Source organism: Methylobacterium oryzae (genome assembly GCF_036441375.1).
Classification (GTDB): Bacteria; Pseudomonadota; Alphaproteobacteria; order Rhizobiales; family Beijerinckiaceae; genus Methylobacterium; species Methylobacterium oryzae_A.
In genome coordinates this window covers 98,511-116,507 of the sequence record NZ_MLCA01000016.1, presented here as the reverse complement: position 1 = coordinate 116,507, position 17,997 = coordinate 98,511, and the positions used below count along the sequence as shown (strand labels likewise).

Sequence of the window (17,997 nt, the reverse complement as noted above, 5' to 3'; positions counted from 1 at the left end):
CTCACAGGCCGAGCACGTCGGCCATGGTGTAGAGCCCCGGCGGCTTGGGATGCGCCCAGAGCGCGGCCTTGACGGCGCCCGTGGCGAACAGGCCCCGGTCGGCGGCGTGGTGGCTGATCGTCAGGCTCTCGCCGGCGCCGGCGAAGATCACGCTGTGGTCGCCCACGACGCTGCCGCCCCGCAGGGTGGCGAAGCCGATATCGCCGGGCCGGCGGGCGCCGGTATGCCCGTCCCGGGTGGAGACCCGGACCGCCTTCAGGTCGACGTCGCGGCCCTCCGCGGCGGCCTCGCCCAGCATCAGCGCGGTGCCGGAGGGCGCGTCCACCTTCATGCGGTGGTGCATCTCGCAGATCTCGATGTCGAACTCGTCGCCCAGGGCCTTCGCGACCCGCCGGACCAGCTCGGCCATCAGGTTGATGCCGAGCGACATGTTGCCCGACTGCACGATGCGGGCGTGGTACGAGGCCGCCTTGAGCTTGACGAAGTCGTCCTCCGACAGGCCGGTCGTGCCGACGACGTGGACGATGCGGGCCTGGGCGGCGAGCTCGGCGAAGGCCACGGTGGCGGCCGGCGCCGTGAAGTCGAGGACGCCGTCGGCAGCCGCGAAGGCCGTGAGCGGGTCGTCCGTGACGGGCACGTCGAGGGGCTGGAGACCGGCGAGCACGCCCGCATCCTGTCCGAGCGCCGGCGAGCCCGAGCGCTCGATCGCCGCGACGAGCGTGCAGCCCTCCGCCTGGGCCACCGCGCGGATCAGCATCCGCCCCATGCGCCCGTCGGCGCCGACCACCACGAGCCGCATCCCGTTCCCCAGCCTAGCCTCTGTCGCGCGCGGGGACCGGCCCGCTCCAGGCCGATCCCCACCCGTCTCGGTGTCCGGGCCCCGACGACGCCGGCGGCGTCGGGAGCCCGGGCGCCCTCACTCCTTCTCGGGGGCGATCTGCTCGAGCCCGCCGATATGCTTCTGCGCGTAGAGCGGCAGGCCGATCTGCTTGATCAGCTCCAGCTGGGTCTCGAGGAAGTCGATGTGGCCTTCCTCGTCCTCGGCCAGATCCTCGAACAGGCGCTTCGAGACGCGGTCGTTGATCGAATCGCAGTACTTCGCGGCCTCGAGGTAGAGGCTGCGGGCCTCGTTCTCGGCGGCGAGGTCCGACTCCAGGATCTCCTGGACGTTCTGGCCGATCCGCAGTGGGTCGAGCTCCTGCAGGTTCGGGAACCCGTCGAGGAACAGGATCCGGTCGATGAACCGGTCCGCGTGGTTCATCTCCTCGATCGATTCTTTGCGCCAGAACTTCGCCAGCTCGACGTAGCCCCAGTCATTGAGCATGCGGAAATGCAGCCAGTACTGGCTGACGGCGGTCAGCTCGCTGCGCAGGCCGCGATTCAGATACTCGATGACCTTGGTGTCGCCCTTCATGCCCCCGTACTCCTTACCGTGTTCTCAGGCGGGGGGCAGAAGCATCAGGCCGCGACTCCCTCATCCGCAGTTTGGAATTTCACCAAACTACAGGCGCTCGCGCAAGCCGTCGTGCAAGCATGGCTGCTCTCCGCCGTGTCGGCCTCACCGAGCGCGCTCTGCATGATCGACCGGATCGTGCGGGCGCAGCGGCCGCATTTCGGGCTGCAGCCGAGGCACGCGTAGACCTGCGCGGGCGTGCGCGGGCAGCCGGGCCCGGGCGCCAGGCAGCCGCGGACCGCGCCGTCCGATATGACGTTACAAGAACAGACGATCATGCTTGCCGCAAATCCCGTCATCCCCGCGCCCGAGGCGGTCGTCGACGACCGCGTCCGGCACCCCCGCCAGTTTAGAAGAATTGAAAAGTAGCTGGCTTTTCAATGCCTTACCGGCCGCGGTCGACATGGCACCGTGGACGGCGCGGGTCAAGGGCGTGCAATCTAAGCGCGCGCCAACTGACAGGTCGGACCCTCAGCGCGCGAGCTCGCGCAGGCCGAGCCGGATGAGCACCTTGGCCTCTGCGCCCTCCCCCGCGCCCTTGAGGGCGGCCGCGATGGCGGCGGCGGCCTGGACCTGCGGGTAGCCGAGATTGACCAGGGCCGAGACGGCATCCGCCACCGGCTGCGGGGCGGCGCCCTCCTCGACGGCGCCCGCGAGGGCGACCAGCGCCGGGTCGATCGGCGCGAAGGCCGGAGCCTTGTCCTTGAGTTCGGCGACGAGCCGGGCGGCCAGGCGCGGCCCGACCCCGGGCGCCCGGCTGATCGCGCCCTTGTCGCCGGTGGCGACGGCGCTGGCCAGCGCCTCGGGCTCCAGCACAGAGAGCACGCCGAGCGCCACCCGCGCGCCCACGCCTTGGACGGTCTGGAGCAGGCGGAACCATTCCCGCTCGGCATCCGAGCGGAAGCCGTAGAGGCGGATCATGTCCTCGCGGACATGGGTCTCGATCGACAGCTCCGCGGGCTCGCCGACCTTGGGCATGCGCTGCAGCGTCCGCGCCGAGCAATGCGCGATGTAGCCGACCCCCGCCACGTCGAGGATCACGAAATCCTCGCCGAACGAGTCCACGACGCCCTTGAGCTTGCCGATCATGCCACGCCTGCCGCTGCCTCGGCCTGCCTACAGAACCGCGGCGGCCTCCGCCAGACGTGCTTGAGCGCGCAGGGAGATCATGAAATCACGGGCCGCCGGCCGAGCTTGGCCGGACACGGGGGGATGACCATGCGCGCGCCATTTCTGATCCTGATCGGCCTGCTCTGCGTCGGCCCGGCCCGGGCGGCGGACAACCCGGCGGCCCCACCCGCGCCGGTCGCGCCGAGCGCGGATCCGACGCAGGTCCGGCCCGGCAGCTACGTGCTCGATCCGGACCACGGCAAGATCACGTGGTCTGTCTCGCATCTCGGCTACTCGACCTATTACGGCCAGTTCGCGGGCCTCAGCGGCACGCTGCAGCTCGACCCGAAGGCGCCGGAGAAGAGCCGTCTGGAAGTGACCGTGCCACTCGGCGGCGTGATCACCGGCAGCACGCGCCTGAACGAGCACCTCGCGGCCCCCGACTTCTTCGACACGGCCAAGTTCCCGACCGCGACCTTCACGGCCACCAAGGTCGAGCCCACCAGCCCGACCACAGCCCGGATCACCGGCGACCTGAACCTGCGCGGCACGGTGCGGCCGCTCGCGATCGACGCCACGTTCAACCAGGCCGGAATCCATCCGGTGGATCAGCGCTACACCGTGGGTTTCGACGGGCGCGCGGTCATCAAGCGCTCGGATTTCGGCATCAACGCCTACCTGCCGCAGCTCGGCGACGAGGTGAGCCTGCGCGTCGAGGGCGAGTTCAAGGCCGCGCCCTGACGGACCGCCGGCCCCTCCCCGTTATCCCGCGCGCGCGACCGATCCGGGGATGTCGGGGCGGTCGGCCCGCCGGCACCCTGCACGAGCGGAGGTCCCGCCCTGCCAAGCCCGGCGCTCTGGAACGGCGGCTTTGGGTCCGGATCGAGAGGCGAGGCGACGGGTGACGCCCCGCCGCCAGGGGTGTAGTCAGCCGCCGTCGCGGCGCCGCGGCGGGACGCTGGCCTCCCCGGACCACCCGTCTCCCGCGCAGCGCCCGGCATCGTCCCGAGCGGGGCGGGCGCGTCACCGCGCCGATCGATTCCAACCCTGGAGGTCAGAGCCGTGCGGCGTGTCGGTGTCCCCACTCTTGCCCTGACGCTGAGCCTCGCGGGGACGGCCGCCGCGCAGGTTCCGGCCAGTCCGGCCGCCCCGTCGTCGCCGCTGGACAATTACGCGTCCGCGGCGGCCACAACGATCATCGCCGAGCAGGCCTGTCCGGGCGTGCAGGTCCGGGCCGGCCAGCTGACGACGCTCCGCCTCGCGGCCCGGGTCAATGCCGGCCAGGAGGCAATGCTGGAGGAGAAGCTGCGGACCCGCGCCACGCAGGTGCGCCAGCAGCTCGCCGCCGACGGCCGGGAGACCTGGTGCGCGCAGGCGCTCGCCGCCTTCGGCCCGGAGGGCAGCGTCGCGAAGGGCATCCTGGCGACCGGCGCGCCGATCCGCTGACACCGTCCCGCGAGCCGCCGCGGATTGACACGACGGCGTCGCGCCCGTAGTGACCCCGCATGGCGCGCGGCCTCAGCTGGGGTCCGCGCGTTTCGCGTTGTCCGGGCCGAACGCCCGCGCAATGACTTCAAACAAGAAGCCGGTCCAGGGGCAGCCGCCCCGGAGGCCGTTCGAGAACACGAGAGAACGATGTTCGCAGTCATCAAGACGGGCGGTAAGCAGTACCGCGTCGCCGCCAACGACACCATCACCATCGCCTCCCTGGCGGGCGAGGCCGGCGAGGCCGTGACCTTCGGCGAGGTCCTCCTGTTCGCCGACGGCGCGGGCGCGACCCAGGTCGGCGCCCCGACCCTGTCGGGCATCAGCGTCACGGGCGAGATCGTGCGTCACGGCCGCGACAAGAAGGTCATCGCCTTCAAGAAGCGCCGCCGGCAGAACTCCCGCCGCAAGCGCGGCCATCGCCAGGACCACACGGTCGTGCGCATCACCGGCATTTCGGCCTGACGCACGCCAGACGCTGGGCGCGTACGGTCCCTGAGGGATCGATCCGCGACCGCATCCAAGCCACTCAGAATTCGGAGCTCATCCCATGGCACACAAAAAGGCTGGCGGCTCGTCCCGCAACGGTCGCGACTCGGAAGGCCGGCGCCTCGGCGTCAAGAAGTTCGGCTCGGAGGCCGTGATTCCGGGCAACATCATCGTGCGTCAGCGCGGCACCAAATGGCATCCCGGCGCCAATGTCGGCATGGGCAAGGACCACACGATCTTCGCGCTGGTACCGGGCCATGTCCGCTTCGAGACGCGCCGCGGGCGCGCCTTCGTAGGTGTTACCCCGCTGGCCGAGGCCGCGGAATAAGAGGCGGGCGCCCAGAGTGGCGAAGCTGGCGTCCCGCCCGGTGTCCCACACCGGACCGGAGACGTCGTTGCCGAGCCCCTGACGGGCCGGGTCGGACGGAACACCGGGGAGGATGGGGCGCCATCCTCCCCTTCGTCGTCTTGAGGCGGTGTCCCGGAGCCGGGATCGCCGCCCTGCGAGGGCACGATGTTCCCCGATCTGACCCGTGATGACGTTTTCCGGATCGAGACGCGGCGGCTGTGGCTGCGCTGGCCGACCGCCAAGGACAGGGACGCGATCCTGAAGCTGGCCGGCGACCCGTCGGTCTCCGCGATGCTGGCGCGGGTGCCGCACCCGCTCGCCGCCCCCGCGGTGGACGCGTTCCTGCTGCAGGCGCGGTCGCAGAACGCCGCCGGGACGGCCCTCACGCTCGCCCTCGCGCCGCGTGCGGCGCCCGGCAGCCTCGTCGGCGTCATCAGCATCGAGGGTCGGGCCGGCGCGCCGCCGGAGCTCGGCTACTGGCTGGGGCGGCCCTACTGGGGCAGCGGCCTGATGGCAGAGGCCGTGACGGCCCTGTGCCACGCCTTCTTCGCCTATACCGGCGGGACGGAACTCGCCGCGTCGGCCCGCACGGTCAACCCGGCGTCCCGGCGCGTCCTGGAGGCGTGCGGCTTCCTGCCGGCCGGCAGCGCGATCATGCCCTTCCCGGCGCGCGGCGCGGATCTGCCGGTGGATCTCTACCGCCTCGACCGGCGGCGGTGGCAGGGATCGTCGTCGGAGCCGGCGATGACCGAGGCCGCCTGAGGCGGCCCCGCGGCGCCGGGGCTGGCCGGCGGCCGTTGACAGGGTGATGGTGCGGGTCGCGGATCCGCGCCCGACAAAGGATTCAGGTCGTGAAATTTCTCGACGAAGCCAAGGTCTATGTCCGCTCCGGCGATGGCGGTCCCGGCTGCGTCTCGTTCCGGCGGGAGAAGTTCATCGAGTTCGGCGGACCGAACGGCGGCGACGGCGGCCGCGGCGGCGATGTCTGGGTGGAGTGCGTCGAGGGTCTCAACACCCTGATCGACTACCGCTACCAGCAGCACTTCAAGGCCAGGAAGGGCGAGCACGGCATGGGCTCGAACTGCCACGGAGCCAACGGCGCCGACACGGTTCTGAAGGTCCCGGCCGGCACGCAGATCTTCTCCGAGGACGGCGAGACGCTGCTCGCCGACCTGACCGAGGTCGGCCAGAAGATCCGCCTCGCCAAGGGCGGCAACGGCGGCTTCGGCAACGCCTACTTCACGACCTCCACGAACCGCGCGCCGAAGCACGCCAATCCCGGCCAGGAAGGCCAGGAGATGTGGATCTGGCTGCGGCTCAAGCTGATCGCCGATGCCGGCCTCGTCGGCCTCCCCAACGCCGGCAAGTCGACCTTCCTGGCGAGCGTCACCGCGGCGAAGCCGAAGATCGCCGACTACCCGTTCACGACCCTGCATCCGGGCCTCGGCGTGGTGCGGTCGGACGGGCGCGAGTTCGTGCTCGCCGACATCCCGGGCCTGATCGAGGGCGCGCACGAGGGTGTCGGCCTCGGCGACAAGTTCCTCGCCCATGTCGAGCGCTGCCGGGTGCTGCTGCACCTCGTCGACGGCACGAGCGAGCATGCCGGCAAGACCTACAAGCTGGTGCGCGGCGAGATCGAGGCCTACGGCAACGGGCTCGCGGAGAAGCCCGAGATCGTGGCGCTCTCGAAGGCCGACGCCCTCGACGCGGACACGCTCAAGAGCCAGGTGGCCAAGCTGAAGCGCGCCGCCGGCCGCGCGCCGCTGGTCCTGTCCTCGGCCAGCCGGAAGGGCGTCCCCGAGGCGCTGCGGGCGCTCCAGGCCGAGATCGATGCCAGCGCCGAGGCCGAGCGGAAGCCGGTGGCCGCCTGGCAGCCGTAGAACCTTCTTCGCAGAGCGCGGCGGCGGTGACCGACAGGGGCGGTCGTGCGCCCCTGTCGGTCCGGCCGGGATGTCGTCTCAGCCCTGCTTCAGCTTCGTGATCGTGTCTGCCGGGACGCCGGCGAAGTTGTTGGCGAGGAGGTAGTTCGGGCTCGCCCTGATCCAGGCGTCGAGGTCGATCTCCTCGAATCTGCCGTTGTCCCAGGTCTGGACGATCTCCAGATCCTCGTCGCCGACATTCTTGATCGCGTGGCCGAAGCCCATCGGGATGTAGGCCACGTCGCCGGGCGAGAACTCCGCGACCTTGCCGCGGCCACCCGAGCCGAACAGCGCCACCTGGCCCTTGCCCTTCAGGTAATAGTGCCACTCGTTGGCGTTCACGTTCCAGTGGAACTTGCGCATCTGGCCCGCTCGGATCGTCATCACGCCGCCGGACATCGACTTCGAGACCGGCCACTCGTCGACCGTCGCCAGCCGGAAGGTGCCGCCGTCGAAGTCGCGCACCGCCCGCGGGTCCTTCAGCAGCCGGAACTTGTGCGTCGACTCCTTGGGCCAGGGCGCGTCGAGGGCCTGCGAGATCGGGATCACCGGGCCGGCCTGGATGTAGGCCTCCCCCTTCGGGAAGGCGTTGAGGGCTTCCTTCGGCAGGCCGAAATCCAGCGCCAGCATGTCCTTCGGCGACACGTCGATCCAGTCGGTGATCGAGAAGGTGCCGTGCTCCGAGAAGGCGCCGTTGTCGAACGACAGGATGAAGTGGCAGGGCTTGTCGCCGATCGTCTGGATCGAGTGGCCGTGGCCCTTCGGGAAGAACCACAGGTCGCCCGGCTCGTAGTTGTTGATCTCGCTCGCCCCCGAGGGATCGAGCACCACGGTCTGGCAGCGGCCGTCGATCACGTAGGCCCACTCGGCCGCGATCGCGTGCCAGTGCAGCTCGCGCGACGCGCCGGGATCGAGGAACATGTGCACGCCCGCGATCCCCTTGCTGATCGGGAACTGGTGGACGGTCGCCTCCTTGGCCCAGCCGCCCGACGTGATCTTCGGGACGTTGCCGTCGAGGGAGAAGCGGAAGTCCGGCATGGCGCCGACATCCTTCGGGTCGTGGTAGGCGACCGGAGCGCCGGGAGGCAGCTGCTGAACGTCCCGGCCGAAGCCGCCCGCCCCCGGCGCGCCGTGATCGGTCGCGGCGGCGGCGGCCGCCTGGGTGAGGGCGACGAGACCGCCGGCGCCGAGGGCGGCGGTGCCGAGAAACGCGCGTCGATTCGCGTCCATCTTGATTGTGTCCTGTGTGCTGAAAGCGCGCGCGGTCGGGCTCGGTGCGGTGACCGGCGGGCCGCCGCGCTGCCGCGCCGCAATATCGATATTTGGCATGCCACATCCTCAAGACCGCGTGAGGGAGGAGGAGGCTCTCACGAACGTGTGGTACCCGTGCCCTTCCCGCTCCGAACGCGCGCTTCGGACGACTCGCGCGCGCGTTCCGAGCCATGTCTTCGAGTGTCTGTTCAAAAGACGGCTCTTGGTTCACACCCGCCGCGAAGGCGCGTTCCCGCAAGAATCATGATCCCTGCCCTCGAAGAATTCCGCCGTGTGGTCATCAAGGTCGGCTCGGCCCTGCTGGTCGATCGCAGTGCCGGCCGCCTGCGCCATGCCTGGCTCGCGGCGCTGGCCGAGGACATCGCGGAACTGCACGGGCGCGGCGTCGACGTGCTGGTCGTCTCATCCGGCAGCATCGCCCTTGGCCGGACGGTGCTCGGCCTGCCCCCCGGCGTCCTGCGCCTGGAGGAGAGCCAGGGCGCGGCCTCGGTCGGACAGATAACCCTCGCCCGCCACTGGGCCGAGGCGCTGGGCCACCACGGCATCGTCGCCGGGCAGATCCTCGTGACGCCGCAGGATACAGAGGAGCGCCGCCGCTACCTCAACGCCCGCGCCACCGTGCTGAAGCTCCTGGAGATGCGCGCCGTCCCGGTCGTGAACGAGAACGACACGGTGGCGACCTCGGAGATTCGCTACGGCGACAACGACCGGCTCGCCGCCCGGGTGGCCACCATGATCGATGCCGACGTGCTGGTGCTGTTCTCCGACATCGACGGTCTCTACACCGCACCGCCCCAGAGCGATCCGCAGGCCCGCCACCTCGCCGTGGTCGAGCGGATCACCCCGGAGATCGAGGCCATGGCCGGCGGACCGGCCTCCGAGCTGTCGCGGGGCGGCATGCGCACCAAGGTCGAGGCCGCCAAGATCGCGGCCGCGGGCGGCACGCATCTGGTCATCGCGGACGGACGCGGCAAGAATCCGCTCAAGGCCGTGCGGGACGGCGCGCGGTGCACGTGGTTCCTCTCGGGCTCCACCCCCACGGCCGCCCGCAAGACATGGATCGCCGGGTCCCTGGAACCGCGCGGCACGCTGACGATCGACGCCGGGGCCGAGCAGGCCCTCCGGAGCGGCGCCAGCCTCCTGCCGGTGGGCGTGCGGGCGATCGAAGGCAGCTTCTCGCGCGGCGACGCCGTCATGATCCGAGATCCGGAAGGCCGGATCCTCGGCCGCGGGCTCGTGGCCTACGACAGCGACGAGGCCGCGCTGATCATCGGTCATCCGAGTGCGCGCATTCCGGAGCTGCTCAATTATCCCGGGCGCGCCTGGATGGTGCATCGCGATGATTTAGCGCTGTTCTAGAACTCGCCGAGACAAGCTAATCTATTTACGATTTCCCGTCTCGATTATCGTCCTCCTTCTCGGCTCGGGACTCTTGTCGGGACGGCGCCCGATGTGCAAATACGGCGCTTTCCCCCGTCCAGGCCGCGCGCGCGGTCATCGACAACCGAGGACGCCAGCGTGCCCGTCCTGAATCTGAGATCGGACCTCGCCGAGGCCGACGCTCTGCCGGAGCAGATGGCGGCGATCGGCCGTCGCGCCCGGGCGGCGGCGCGGCGCATGGCGCTGGCCTCGGCGCGGACCAAGGACGTGGCGCTCAAGCTGATCGCCGAGCGGATCCGGGCGAGCCGCGACGAGATCCTGAGCGAGAACGCGCGGGACGTGGCCGCGGCCCGGAGTGCGGGCCAGACGGCCGCTCTGATCGACCGTCTCACCCTCGACCCCGGGCGCCTCGCCGCCATCGCGGACGCCGTCGAGAAGGTCGGGTCGCTGGCAGATCCCGTCGGGCGCCAGCTGGCCGCGATCGAGCGGCCGAACGGCCTGCTGATCGAGCGCATCGCCGTGCCGCTCGGCGTCGTCGGCGTGATCTTCGAGGCGCGCCCGAACGTGACGGCGGATGCCGGCGCGCTCTGCCTCAAGGCCGGAAACGCCGCGATCCTCCGGGCGGGTTCGGACAGTCATCGCAGCGCCATGGCGATCGCGAAGGCCATGAGCCGCGGGCTCGCCGATGCCGGCCTGCCGGAGGACGCGATCCAGCTGGTTCCGACTCGCGACCGCGCGGCGGTCGGGCTGATGCTCGCCGGCCTCGACGGCTGCGTCGACGTGATCGTCCCGCGGGGCGGCCGCGGCCTCGTCGAGCGCGTCCAGGCCGAGGCGCGCGTGCCAGTTTTCGCCCACCTCGACGGCATCAACCATGTCTACGTCGCCGCGGCGGCGGATCTCGACATGGCCCGCACGGTGCTGCTCAACAGCAAGATGCGCCGGACCAGCGTCTGCGGCGCTGCCGAGACCCTGCTGGTCGATCGCGCCTGCGCCGGGACGCATCTCGCGCCCCTGGTCCGGGCCCTGCTCGACGCCGGGTGCGCGGTCCGCGGCGACGCCGCGACGCGCGCCGTCGATCCGCGGGTGACGGCCGCCTCCGAGGAGGATTGGCACACGGAGTATCTCGACGCGATCATCGCGGTGCGGGTGGTCGACGGGATCGCGGCCGCCATCGAGCACATCGAGACCTATGGGTCGCACCACACCGACGCGATCATCACCGAGAACGATGCCGAGGCGGCGCGTTTCCTTGCCGAGGTCGATTCGGCGATCGTCACCCACAACGCGTCCACGCAGTTCGCCGACGGCGGCGAGTTCGGCTTCGGTGCCGAGATCGGCATCGCCACGGGGCGGATGCACGCGCGCGGGCCGGTGGGCGTCGAGCAGCTGACCACTTTCAAGTACCGGGTCCACGGCAACGGCCAGATCCGCCCGTGATCCGCGCTGAAGGTTCGGCGTGCGGCTGACCCTGCCGCCGAGCGCCCCCGGCATGCGGATCGGCCTCTACGGCGGGTCCTTCAATCCCGCCCATCTGGGCCACCGGCACGTGACACTCTCGGCACTGCGTCGGCTCGACCTCGATCGAGTCTGGTGGCTGGTGAGCCCCGGTAATCCGCTCAAGAGCCGAAGCGCCCTCCCCTCGGTCGAGGCGCGGTGCGCCCAGGCCCGCGAGGTCGCGCGACACCCGCGGATCGCCGTGACCGGGATCGAGTCGGCTCTCGGCGTCCGCTTCACGGTCCAGACGCTGCGCTTCCTCACGCGTCGCTGCCCCGGGGTTCACTTCGTCTGGATCATGGGGGCCGATTCCCTCGGTACCTTCCATCGCTGGAAGGGCTTTGCCGAGATCGCGCGACTCGTGCCGATCGCCGTCGTCGACCGGCCCGGCTTCACGATGACGCCACTGAGCGCCCGGGCCGCGCGCCGCCTTGCCCCTGCCCGGATCCCGGAATCGGCCGCGCCGACCCTCGCGCTGCGGCCGCCGCCGGCCTGGATGTTCCTGCACGGACCCCGCTCGACCCTGTCATCCACGCAGATCCGCGCGAGCGTGGGGCCAAGGACGTCGCAACCCTCACCTGCGCGGTTGCATTCGACGCCCGATACCGCCAATTTCACCTGATCCCGCAAGGCCCGACGTCGCCGCGCGGCAGAACGAGGAACCAGGACTCTGCCCGAGACCAGTCGCACGGAGACGATCCGCACCCCCGTCCAGGCCCCGGCCGAAGCCGGTCAGGCGCGCTCGGACGACCTGAAGGCCCTTGCGCTCGAATGCCTCGACGACATGAAGGCCGAGGAGACGATCGCGATCGATCTCGCCGGCAAGACGTCGCTCGCCGATACGATGATCATCTCATCCGGGCGGTCGCAGCGGCATGTCGGTTCGATCGCCGACAAGATCATCCAGGAGATGAAGAACCGCGGCTTCGGCAATGCCCGCGTCGAGGGTCTTCCGGCCTGCGACTGGGTGCTGATCGATGCCGGCGACGTGCTCGTGCACATCTTCCGCCCCGAGGTTCGCGGCTTCTACAATCTCGAGAAGATGTGGGGTGCGGACCGCCCCGTCGGGATCGCCGCCGGCTAGACCGGGCCGAGATCGGTGCGCCTGATCCTGGCCGCAGTCGGACGTCTGAAGGCCGGGCCGGAGCGCGAACTCGCTTCACGATATCGCGACCGCGCCGCGCAGCTCGGCCGCGGACTCGGCTTCCCGTCCTGCGACTTCGTCGAGATCCCGGAGTCGCGCGCCCGCCGCGCGCCGGATCGCTGCGCCGAGGAGGCGACGGCGCTCGCAGCCCATCTGCCCGCCGGCGGCGTTCTCGTCGCCTATGACGAGCGCGGACGGGCGGATCTCGGCAGCGAGGCACTGGCCGAGCGCGTCGCCGGCTGGCGCGACGCCACCCGACCGGCGCTCGTGGTGACGATCGGCGGGCCGGACGGACTGGACGCCTCAATTCGGACGCGCGCGGAGTTGATCCTGTCGTTCGGGGCCGCCACCCTCCCCCACGGACTCGTTCGCGTGCTCGCCCTCGAACAACTCTATCGCAGCCTCACCATCCTGGCCGGTCACCCGTACCATCGCGGTGAGGCGGGCTGAACGAGCGTGGCGATGTCCGAGACCGAGGCCGCGTTCTGGCCGCTGCCGCGACGCGCACGCACGGGACTCGCCGTGCTGGCGCTGCTGTCGTTCAGCGCGGCCCCGCGGGCCGAGGTCCCGCAGCCTACGGATCCCGGAGCCATTCAGCGAGCCAACGAGGAGCGGGAGCGCCGAGCCGAGAACCTGAAGCGCGTGCAGGATGCCCTGGCCGCGAGCGCCGGGCAGCGCGCGCAGTTCGAGGCCGAGATCGCGGCGATCGGATCCGACCGCGCGAAACTGGACGCCGCTCTCCTCGACGCGAGCCGGCAGGCGCAGGCGACGGAAGATCGCCTGAGTCGCCTGGAGGAGCGCCTGAAGGCGATGAGCGAGAGTGAGGCCGCGATCCGGCACTCGCTGCAGGGTCGGCGCGGCATCGTCGCCGAGATCCTGGCGGCGCTCCAGCGCATGGGTCGCCGCCCGCCACCGGCCGTGCTGGTGAGCCCTGAGGACGTACTGGCCGCGATCCGCACCTCGATGTTGCTCGGCGCGGTGGTCCCGGAACTGCGCGGTGAGGTCGACACCCTGGCGGCCGATCTCGCGGAAATGATCAGGCTGCGCGGTTTGATCGCGCAGGACAAGGAAGGCCTCTCGAACGACCTCGCCGGTTGGGCAAAGGAGCAGCAGCGCCTGCAGGCGCTTGTCGCTGCCCGGCGTGCGCGGCAGGCGGAGGTGGAGAGCGGCCTCACGGCCGAACGCCGCCGCGCCACCGAACTGGGCGCGCAGGCCAAGACCCTGAAGGATCTGCTCGACCGAACGGAGGCGGAAGTCGCTGCGGCGAGACGCTCCGCCGAGGAGGCCAAGTCTGCTGCCGAGCGCGAGGCGCGGATCACCCAGGAGCGGTTCGCCGCGGCCGGCTTCCGCGACCCCGCGCGGCTGGCCCCCAAAGTGCATTTCGCCGAGGCGCGGGGCGAAGTGCCGCGGCCGGTGAGCGGTCGCGTCGCACGCGGCTTCAACCAGCCCGATGGCAATGGCGGGACGACCCGCGGCGTTTCGTTCACGACCCGCCCGAAGGCGTCAGTCTCCTCCCCGGCCGACGGGTGGGTGCAGTTCGCCGGGCCGTTTCGGTCCTACGGGCAACTCTTGATCATCAACGCGGGCGACGGCTACTATCTTCTGCTCGCGGGGATGGACCAGATCAGCGTCGAGGTCGGTCAGTTCGTGCTCGCGGGCGAACCGGTCGGCAGCATGGGCGACAAGGGTGCGGGTCCCGGCGGGTCCGAGGGCGACCCCACGCTCTACGTCGAGTTCAAGAAGGACGGCGGCTCCATCGATCCGGAGCCGTGGTGGGCGAAGAGCCCGAACAATACGGTACTTGGCGAGAAGGTTCGCGGCTGATGCGCAAGACTTCCCTGATCATGCTCGGCGCCTTTCTCGGTGCCGGAACGTCCATGGTGGCGACCCAGACCGACTTCCTGTCGGGTCCGCGGGCCGTGGCCGCCTCGGCCGAGACCTACCGCCAACTCAGCCTGTTCGGCGACGTGTTCGAGAAGGTCCGCACCGACTACGTCGAGAAGCCGGACGAGTCGAAGATGATCGAGGCGGCCGTCAACGGCATGCTGACGTCGCTCGACCCGCACTCGAGCTACATGGACGCCAAGGCGTTCCGGGACATGCAGACGACCACCCGCGGTGAGTTCGGCGGGCTCGGCATCGAGGTCACGATGGAGGACGGCCTGATCAAGGTCGTCACGCCGATCGACGACACCCCGGCCGCGAAGGCGGGCCTGCTCGCCAACGACGTCATCACGCAGATCGATGACGATCAGGTCCAGGGCCTCACCCTGAACCAGGCGGTCGACAAGATGCGCGGCCCGGTGAACTCGAGCGTCAAGCTCAAGATCACCCGCAAGGAATCCAAGGATCCGATCGACGTCACGCTCACCCGCGACGTCATCAAGATCAAGCCGGTGCGCTCGAAGGTCGAGGGCGGCGATGTCGCCTATATCCGCCTGACCCAGTTCAACGAGCAGACCTTCGACGGGATGCGCGCCGCCATCGACAAGCTCACGGGCGAGATCGGCGCCGACAAGATCAAGGGCTACATCGTCGATCTGCGCAACAACCCGGGCGGCCTGCTCGACCAGGCCGTGATGGTCTCCGACGCGTTCCTCGATCGCGGCGAGATCGTCTCCACACGCGGCCGCAACCCGGACGAGACCCAGCGCTTCTCCGCGAAGGCCGGCGATCTGACGAAGGGCAAGCCGATCGTGGTGCTCGTCAACGGCGGCTCCGCCTCGGCCTCCGAGATCGTGGCGGGCGCCCTCCAGGATCACAAGCGCGCGACCATCATGGGCACGCGCTCCTTCGGCAAGGGCTCCGTTCAGTCGATCATCCCGCTCGGCGGCTCCGGCGCCCTGCGGCTCACGACGGCGCGCTACTACACGCCGTCGGGCCGCTCGATCCAGGCCAAGGGCATCGAGCCCGACGTCGAGGTCACGCAGGACGTGCCCGACGAGCTGAAGGGCAAGGACGAGACCAAGGGCGAGGCCGGGCTGAAGGGCCACCTGAAGCAGAAGGACACCGACGAGCGTGGCGGATCCTCCGCCTACGTCCCGCCGGATCCGGCCAAGGACAAGCAGCTGATCTCGGCCGTCGACTTCCTCCACGGCATCCAGAAGGGCGCCGCCAACGGAACACCCGCGAACCAGCAGCAGAAGCCGAGCCTGCCGAACTGATCGCTCGGTATCGCTCTCGGGCCTGAAAGGATCCCGTCCGGCTCCCCGCCGGGCGGGATTTCTGTTCTGGAACCGCGCATTAGCGGAACGTTAACCATAGCCGGCCGCAATGGCGTGAGGGATTGAAACCGCGCCGACCGGCCGAGGACCCGCGATCCCGTATCGAGAGCCGCTTGACCGAGTCCACCGACGATATCCTCACGCGCCCCCTCGGGGTGCCGGAGGCGGCGCGGGCGCAGCCCGAAGGCCGGATCGGACGGCTGATCGCTTCTGCCCGCCGGCCCAGGGTCGCGGCCGCGGCGCTCGCGGCCAGCTTCACGGTTGCGGCCGGCCTGGTGCTCGCGCTGGGGGACCCCAGCGGCGGTGAACCGCGCGTCCAGGTGTCGATCACGATGCGCGAACCCGCGGCCCGTCCGGCCGCGCAGGCCCCGGTCGTCCAGCAGCCTCAGGTCCTCACGACGGCGCCGGGAGCGACGCCGCTGCAACGCAGCGCCGAGGAGATCGAGACCGCGTCCGGCGTCACGGTGGTGCGGCCGCCCGGCAGCGGGCCGAGCGAGGCGGTTGTGATCCGGGTACCGCCGCCGAGCGCACCGCGGCTCGCTCAGGCCCCGGATCCGCGGATCAGCGAAGGCGGCCGCCACGGTCTCATGCCGAAGCTCGGCGAAGGACGCGTGCGCGCCCTCGACGTCTATGCCCGGCCCGAGGAGCCCGGCACCGGCCCGCGCATCGCGATCGTGGTGACCGGTCTCGGGGTCGGTCAGGCCGCCACGGCCGGCGCCACCGCGCGCCTGCCCGCCGCCGTGAGCCTCGCCTTTCTGCCCTACGGCGGCGAGGCCGAGCGCGCCGCCGCGCGCGCGCGGGATGCGGGGCACGAGATCTTCCTGCAACTCCCGATGGAGCCCTTCGACTATCCCGACAGCGACCCGGGCCCGCAGACCCTGCTGACCGCGCTGAAGGGGCCGGAGAATGCCGACCGGCTCGCCTGGGCGATGACGCGCTTTCCGGGCTACGTCGGCGTGGTGAACTTCATGGGATCCAAGCTGATGGCGGATGCGGCCTTCGAGCCCGTCCTGCGCGAGATCGGCGCCCGCGGTCTCGGGTTTCTCGACGACGGCACGGCTCCCAAGTCCGCGGCAGCGCCCGCCAACAAGGGCAAGACGCCGGTCGCTCGCGCCGAGATCGTCCTCGACGCCACGCCGCGCGCCGACGCGATCGACGCCGCGCTCGCCCAGGCGGAGGCCCGGGCTCGCGCCAACGGCTTCGCCCTGGTCTCGGCGACCGGGACGCCGCTCAGCGTCGACCGGATCGCGCGCTGGTCGAAGGAGATCGACGCCCGCGGCCTGCGCCTCGTGCCGGCGAGCGTGGCGCTGCGCGGTGTCCGCGACAAGCGGGTCTCCACGGCCGATTGAGCGTGTGCGTGTCCAAGGTCAGCGCAAGTAGATCCAGCCCGACCCGAGCCGGGGAAGACTTGATCGACATTGCCGCCCTGCCCACCCCTGACCTATGGTCGCCGCGATGGTAACGGATTCGGACCCGGGCACCGCCCTGCCCTACCGCCCCTGCGTGGGCATCGCCCTGATCGCGCCGTCCGGCGGCGTCTTCGTCGGGCGGCGCAGCAAGGATGCGGGCCCCGAACACGTTGCCGGTCCGCACATGTGGCAGATGCCGCAGGGCGGCATCGATCCCGGCGAGGACGCGGAGGCCGCCGCGCGCCGCGAGCTCTACGAGGAAACCAACGTTCCGCCGGAGGCCGTGAAGCTCCTCGCCGAGATCCCGGACTGGCTCCCCTACGACCTGCCGCCCGCGGTGATGAAGCAGGCCTGGAAGGGCCGCTACCGCGGCCAGACGCAGAAATGGTTCGCCTACGGCTTCCTCGGGAGCGAGGACCTGATCGACGTGCTCCGTCCCGGCGGTGGCGCTCACAAGGCGGAGTTCGACGCCTGGCGCTGGGCGCAGTTCGCCGAGCTTCCCGACCTGATCGTCCCCTTCAAGCGCCCGGTCTACGAGCGTGTCGTCGCGGCCTTCTCCGGCCTCGATCGATGGGCGGCGCGGTCATGACCGCCCGGACGGGGCGCTGAGGCCGTGCGCTGGCTCGCGGTCCCGGTCGCCCTCGCCCTGGCATGGCTCGCCTTCACGATGAGCCCGCTCTGGTCGCTCTACGACCTCGCGCAGGCGGTGCGCCGGCACGATGCCGCCTATGTCGAGAGCCACGTGAACTTCCGGACGCTGCGCCTGTCGCTGGTCCGGCAGATCACCGCCGCGATGCGCATCGCGTCCGAGACCGATCCCGACCTGGAACCCCGCGACCGCCAGCGTCTGAACGACGCCGCCTACGGCCTCGCCCTGGCGCTCGCCGAGACCATGGTCACGCCGGAGACGGTGATAGATCTGCTGGCCAATGGCTGGCCCGACAAGCTCGATCTGGAGCGGCCGGCGGGCACCCGGCCGGAGGGTCTCGCGATCCGCAGCCTCGGGCGGCTGATGCCCTATTACGCGGCTTTGGAGATGCGCGGCTTCCGCGCGGTCGTCATCCCGATCCCTCCGGAAGGCCCGCGCGCCGAGCGCACGCGGATCAGGCTGCGGCTGCGCGGACTGAGCTGGCGCCTCGTGGATATCGAGATGGCCGACATGCTGCGCGAGCAGATCGCCGCCAAGCTCGGCCGCGCGCTGGCGCGCGCCAAGATCGGGGCCAGCGCCGGCGAGGAGCGCTGACAGACATCGCGCTGCCGACCCGCCCG

General features: G+C 70.8%; 21 protein-coding genes. 16 read left to right on the top strand and 5 right to left on the bottom strand.

Going from position 1 to position 17,997, the window contains the following annotated elements; translation table 11 throughout:
* Position 1 precedes the first annotated feature (1 nt).
* The 4 genes from dapB to ruvA form a co-directional block, all read right to left on the bottom strand.
* Entirely contained in the window at positions 2-799 is a 798-nt protein-coding gene (gene dapB / locus MOTC310_RS29720) for a 4-hydroxy-tetrahydrodipicolinate reductase (protein ID WP_331304357.1), read from the bottom strand.
* Positions 800-916: 117 nt separating this feature from the next.
* The gene (gene bfr, locus MOTC310_RS29715; RefSeq protein ID WP_012317139.1) at positions 917-1,414 is read right to left on the bottom strand and encodes a bacterioferritin; all 498 of its coding nucleotides are present in this window, start codon (positions 1,412-1,414) and stop codon (positions 917-919) included.
* A 44-nt stretch (positions 1,415-1,458) separates the two neighbouring features.
* Complete coding sequence (locus tag MOTC310_RS29710; RefSeq protein WP_331304356.1) at positions 1,459-1,731, bottom strand: (2Fe-2S)-binding protein; 273 nt, start codon at positions 1,729-1,731, stop codon at positions 1,459-1,461.
* Positions 1,732-1,924: 193 nt separating this feature from the next.
* Positions 1,925-2,542, bottom strand: coding sequence for a Holliday junction branch migration protein RuvA (gene ruvA, locus MOTC310_RS29705; RefSeq protein WP_331304355.1), 618 nt, complete (start codon positions 2,540-2,542; stop codon positions 1,925-1,927).
* Positions 2,543-2,671: 129 nt separating this feature from the next.
* On the opposite strand from ruvA, the gene MOTC310_RS29700 reads away from it, so the two are divergent.
* From MOTC310_RS29700 to obgE, 6 genes are all read left to right on the top strand, one after another.
* Positions 2,672-3,304, top strand: a complete 633-nt coding sequence (locus MOTC310_RS29700) for a YceI family protein (protein ID WP_331292245.1) — start codon at positions 2,672-2,674, stop codon at positions 3,302-3,304.
* Between the two features lie 321 nt (positions 3,305-3,625).
* A complete protein-coding gene (locus MOTC310_RS29695; protein ID WP_331292246.1) occupies positions 3,626-4,009 on the top strand; it encodes a hypothetical protein in 384 nt (127 codons plus the stop codon).
* Between the two features lie 189 nt (positions 4,010-4,198).
* Positions 4,199-4,513 carry a 50S ribosomal protein L21 gene (gene rplU, locus MOTC310_RS29690; RefSeq protein WP_010683509.1) on the top strand — a complete coding sequence of 105 codons (315 nt, stop codon included), beginning with the start codon at positions 4,199-4,201 and terminating at the stop codon, positions 4,511-4,513.
* 85 nt (positions 4,514-4,598) lie between these two features.
* Positions 4,599-4,865: a 50S ribosomal protein L27 gene (gene rpmA / locus MOTC310_RS29685; RefSeq protein WP_012317134.1), complete on the top strand. Its 267-nt coding sequence runs from the start codon at positions 4,599-4,601 to the stop codon at positions 4,863-4,865.
* 186 nt (positions 4,866-5,051) lie between these two features.
* On the top strand, positions 5,052-5,648 hold the full coding sequence (locus tag MOTC310_RS29680; protein WP_331304354.1) for a GNAT family N-acetyltransferase: 597 nt from the start codon (positions 5,052-5,054) through the stop codon (positions 5,646-5,648).
* A gap of 89 nt (positions 5,649-5,737) precedes the next feature.
* Positions 5,738-6,766, top strand: coding sequence for a GTPase ObgE (obgE, locus tag MOTC310_RS29675; RefSeq protein ID WP_331292249.1), 1,029 nt, complete (start codon positions 5,738-5,740; stop codon positions 6,764-6,766).
* 78 nt (positions 6,767-6,844) lie between these two features.
* On the opposite strand, the gene MOTC310_RS29670 is transcribed toward obgE, so the two are convergent.
* Positions 6,845-8,035 carry a cupin domain-containing protein gene (locus MOTC310_RS29670; protein WP_331304353.1) on the bottom strand — a complete coding sequence of 397 codons (1,191 nt, stop codon included), beginning with the start codon at positions 8,033-8,035 and terminating at the stop codon, positions 6,845-6,847.
* A gap of 285 nt (positions 8,036-8,320) precedes the next feature.
* Here MOTC310_RS29670 and proB point away from each other — a divergent pair, with 285 nt between their 5' ends.
* From proB to MOTC310_RS29620, 10 genes are all read left to right on the top strand, one after another.
* Positions 8,321-9,436 (top strand): glutamate 5-kinase, encoded by a 1,116-nt coding sequence (gene proB / locus MOTC310_RS29665; RefSeq protein ID WP_331304352.1) that lies wholly within the window; start codon positions 8,321-8,323, stop codon positions 9,434-9,436.
* Between the two features lie 159 nt (positions 9,437-9,595).
* A complete protein-coding gene (locus tag MOTC310_RS29660; RefSeq protein ID WP_331304351.1) occupies positions 9,596-10,894 on the top strand; it encodes a glutamate-5-semialdehyde dehydrogenase in 1,299 nt (432 codons plus the stop codon).
* A 19-nt stretch (positions 10,895-10,913) separates the two neighbouring features.
* Positions 10,914-11,573: a nicotinate-nucleotide adenylyltransferase gene (locus MOTC310_RS29655; protein ID WP_331304350.1), complete on the top strand. Its 660-nt coding sequence runs from the start codon at positions 10,914-10,916 to the stop codon at positions 11,571-11,573.
* A gap of 75 nt (positions 11,574-11,648) precedes the next feature.
* Positions 11,649-12,035: a ribosome silencing factor gene (gene rsfS / locus MOTC310_RS29650; protein WP_331292508.1), complete on the top strand. Its 387-nt coding sequence runs from the start codon at positions 11,649-11,651 to the stop codon at positions 12,033-12,035.
* A gap of 15 nt (positions 12,036-12,050) precedes the next feature.
* Complete coding sequence (gene rlmH / locus MOTC310_RS29645; protein ID WP_331292257.1) at positions 12,051-12,545, top strand: 23S rRNA (pseudouridine(1915)-N(3))-methyltransferase RlmH; 495 nt, start codon at positions 12,051-12,053, stop codon at positions 12,543-12,545.
* A 12-nt stretch (positions 12,546-12,557) separates the two neighbouring features.
* Positions 12,558-13,919: a murein hydrolase activator EnvC family protein gene (locus MOTC310_RS29640; RefSeq protein ID WP_331304349.1), complete on the top strand. Its 1,362-nt coding sequence runs from the start codon at positions 12,558-12,560 to the stop codon at positions 13,917-13,919.
* On the top strand, positions 13,919-15,259 hold the full coding sequence (locus tag MOTC310_RS29635; protein ID WP_331292259.1) for a S41 family peptidase: 1,341 nt from the start codon (positions 13,919-13,921) through the stop codon (positions 15,257-15,259). The genes MOTC310_RS29640 and MOTC310_RS29635 overlap by 1 nt, the downstream gene beginning before the upstream one ends.
* A 173-nt stretch (positions 15,260-15,432) precedes the next feature.
* Complete coding sequence (locus MOTC310_RS29630) at positions 15,433-16,668, top strand: divergent polysaccharide deacetylase family protein (RefSeq protein WP_331292260.1); 1,236 nt, start codon at positions 15,433-15,435, stop codon at positions 16,666-16,668.
* 94 nt (positions 16,669-16,762) lie between these two features.
* Positions 16,763-17,317, top strand: coding sequence for an RNA pyrophosphohydrolase (locus MOTC310_RS29625; RefSeq protein ID WP_331304348.1), 555 nt, complete (start codon positions 16,763-16,765; stop codon positions 17,315-17,317).
* 24 nt (positions 17,318-17,341) lie between these two features.
* Positions 17,342-17,971 (top strand): DUF2939 domain-containing protein, encoded by a 630-nt coding sequence (locus MOTC310_RS29620; RefSeq protein ID WP_331304347.1) that lies wholly within the window; start codon positions 17,342-17,344, stop codon positions 17,969-17,971.
* The last annotated feature ends 26 nt before the right edge of the window (positions 17,972-17,997 follow it).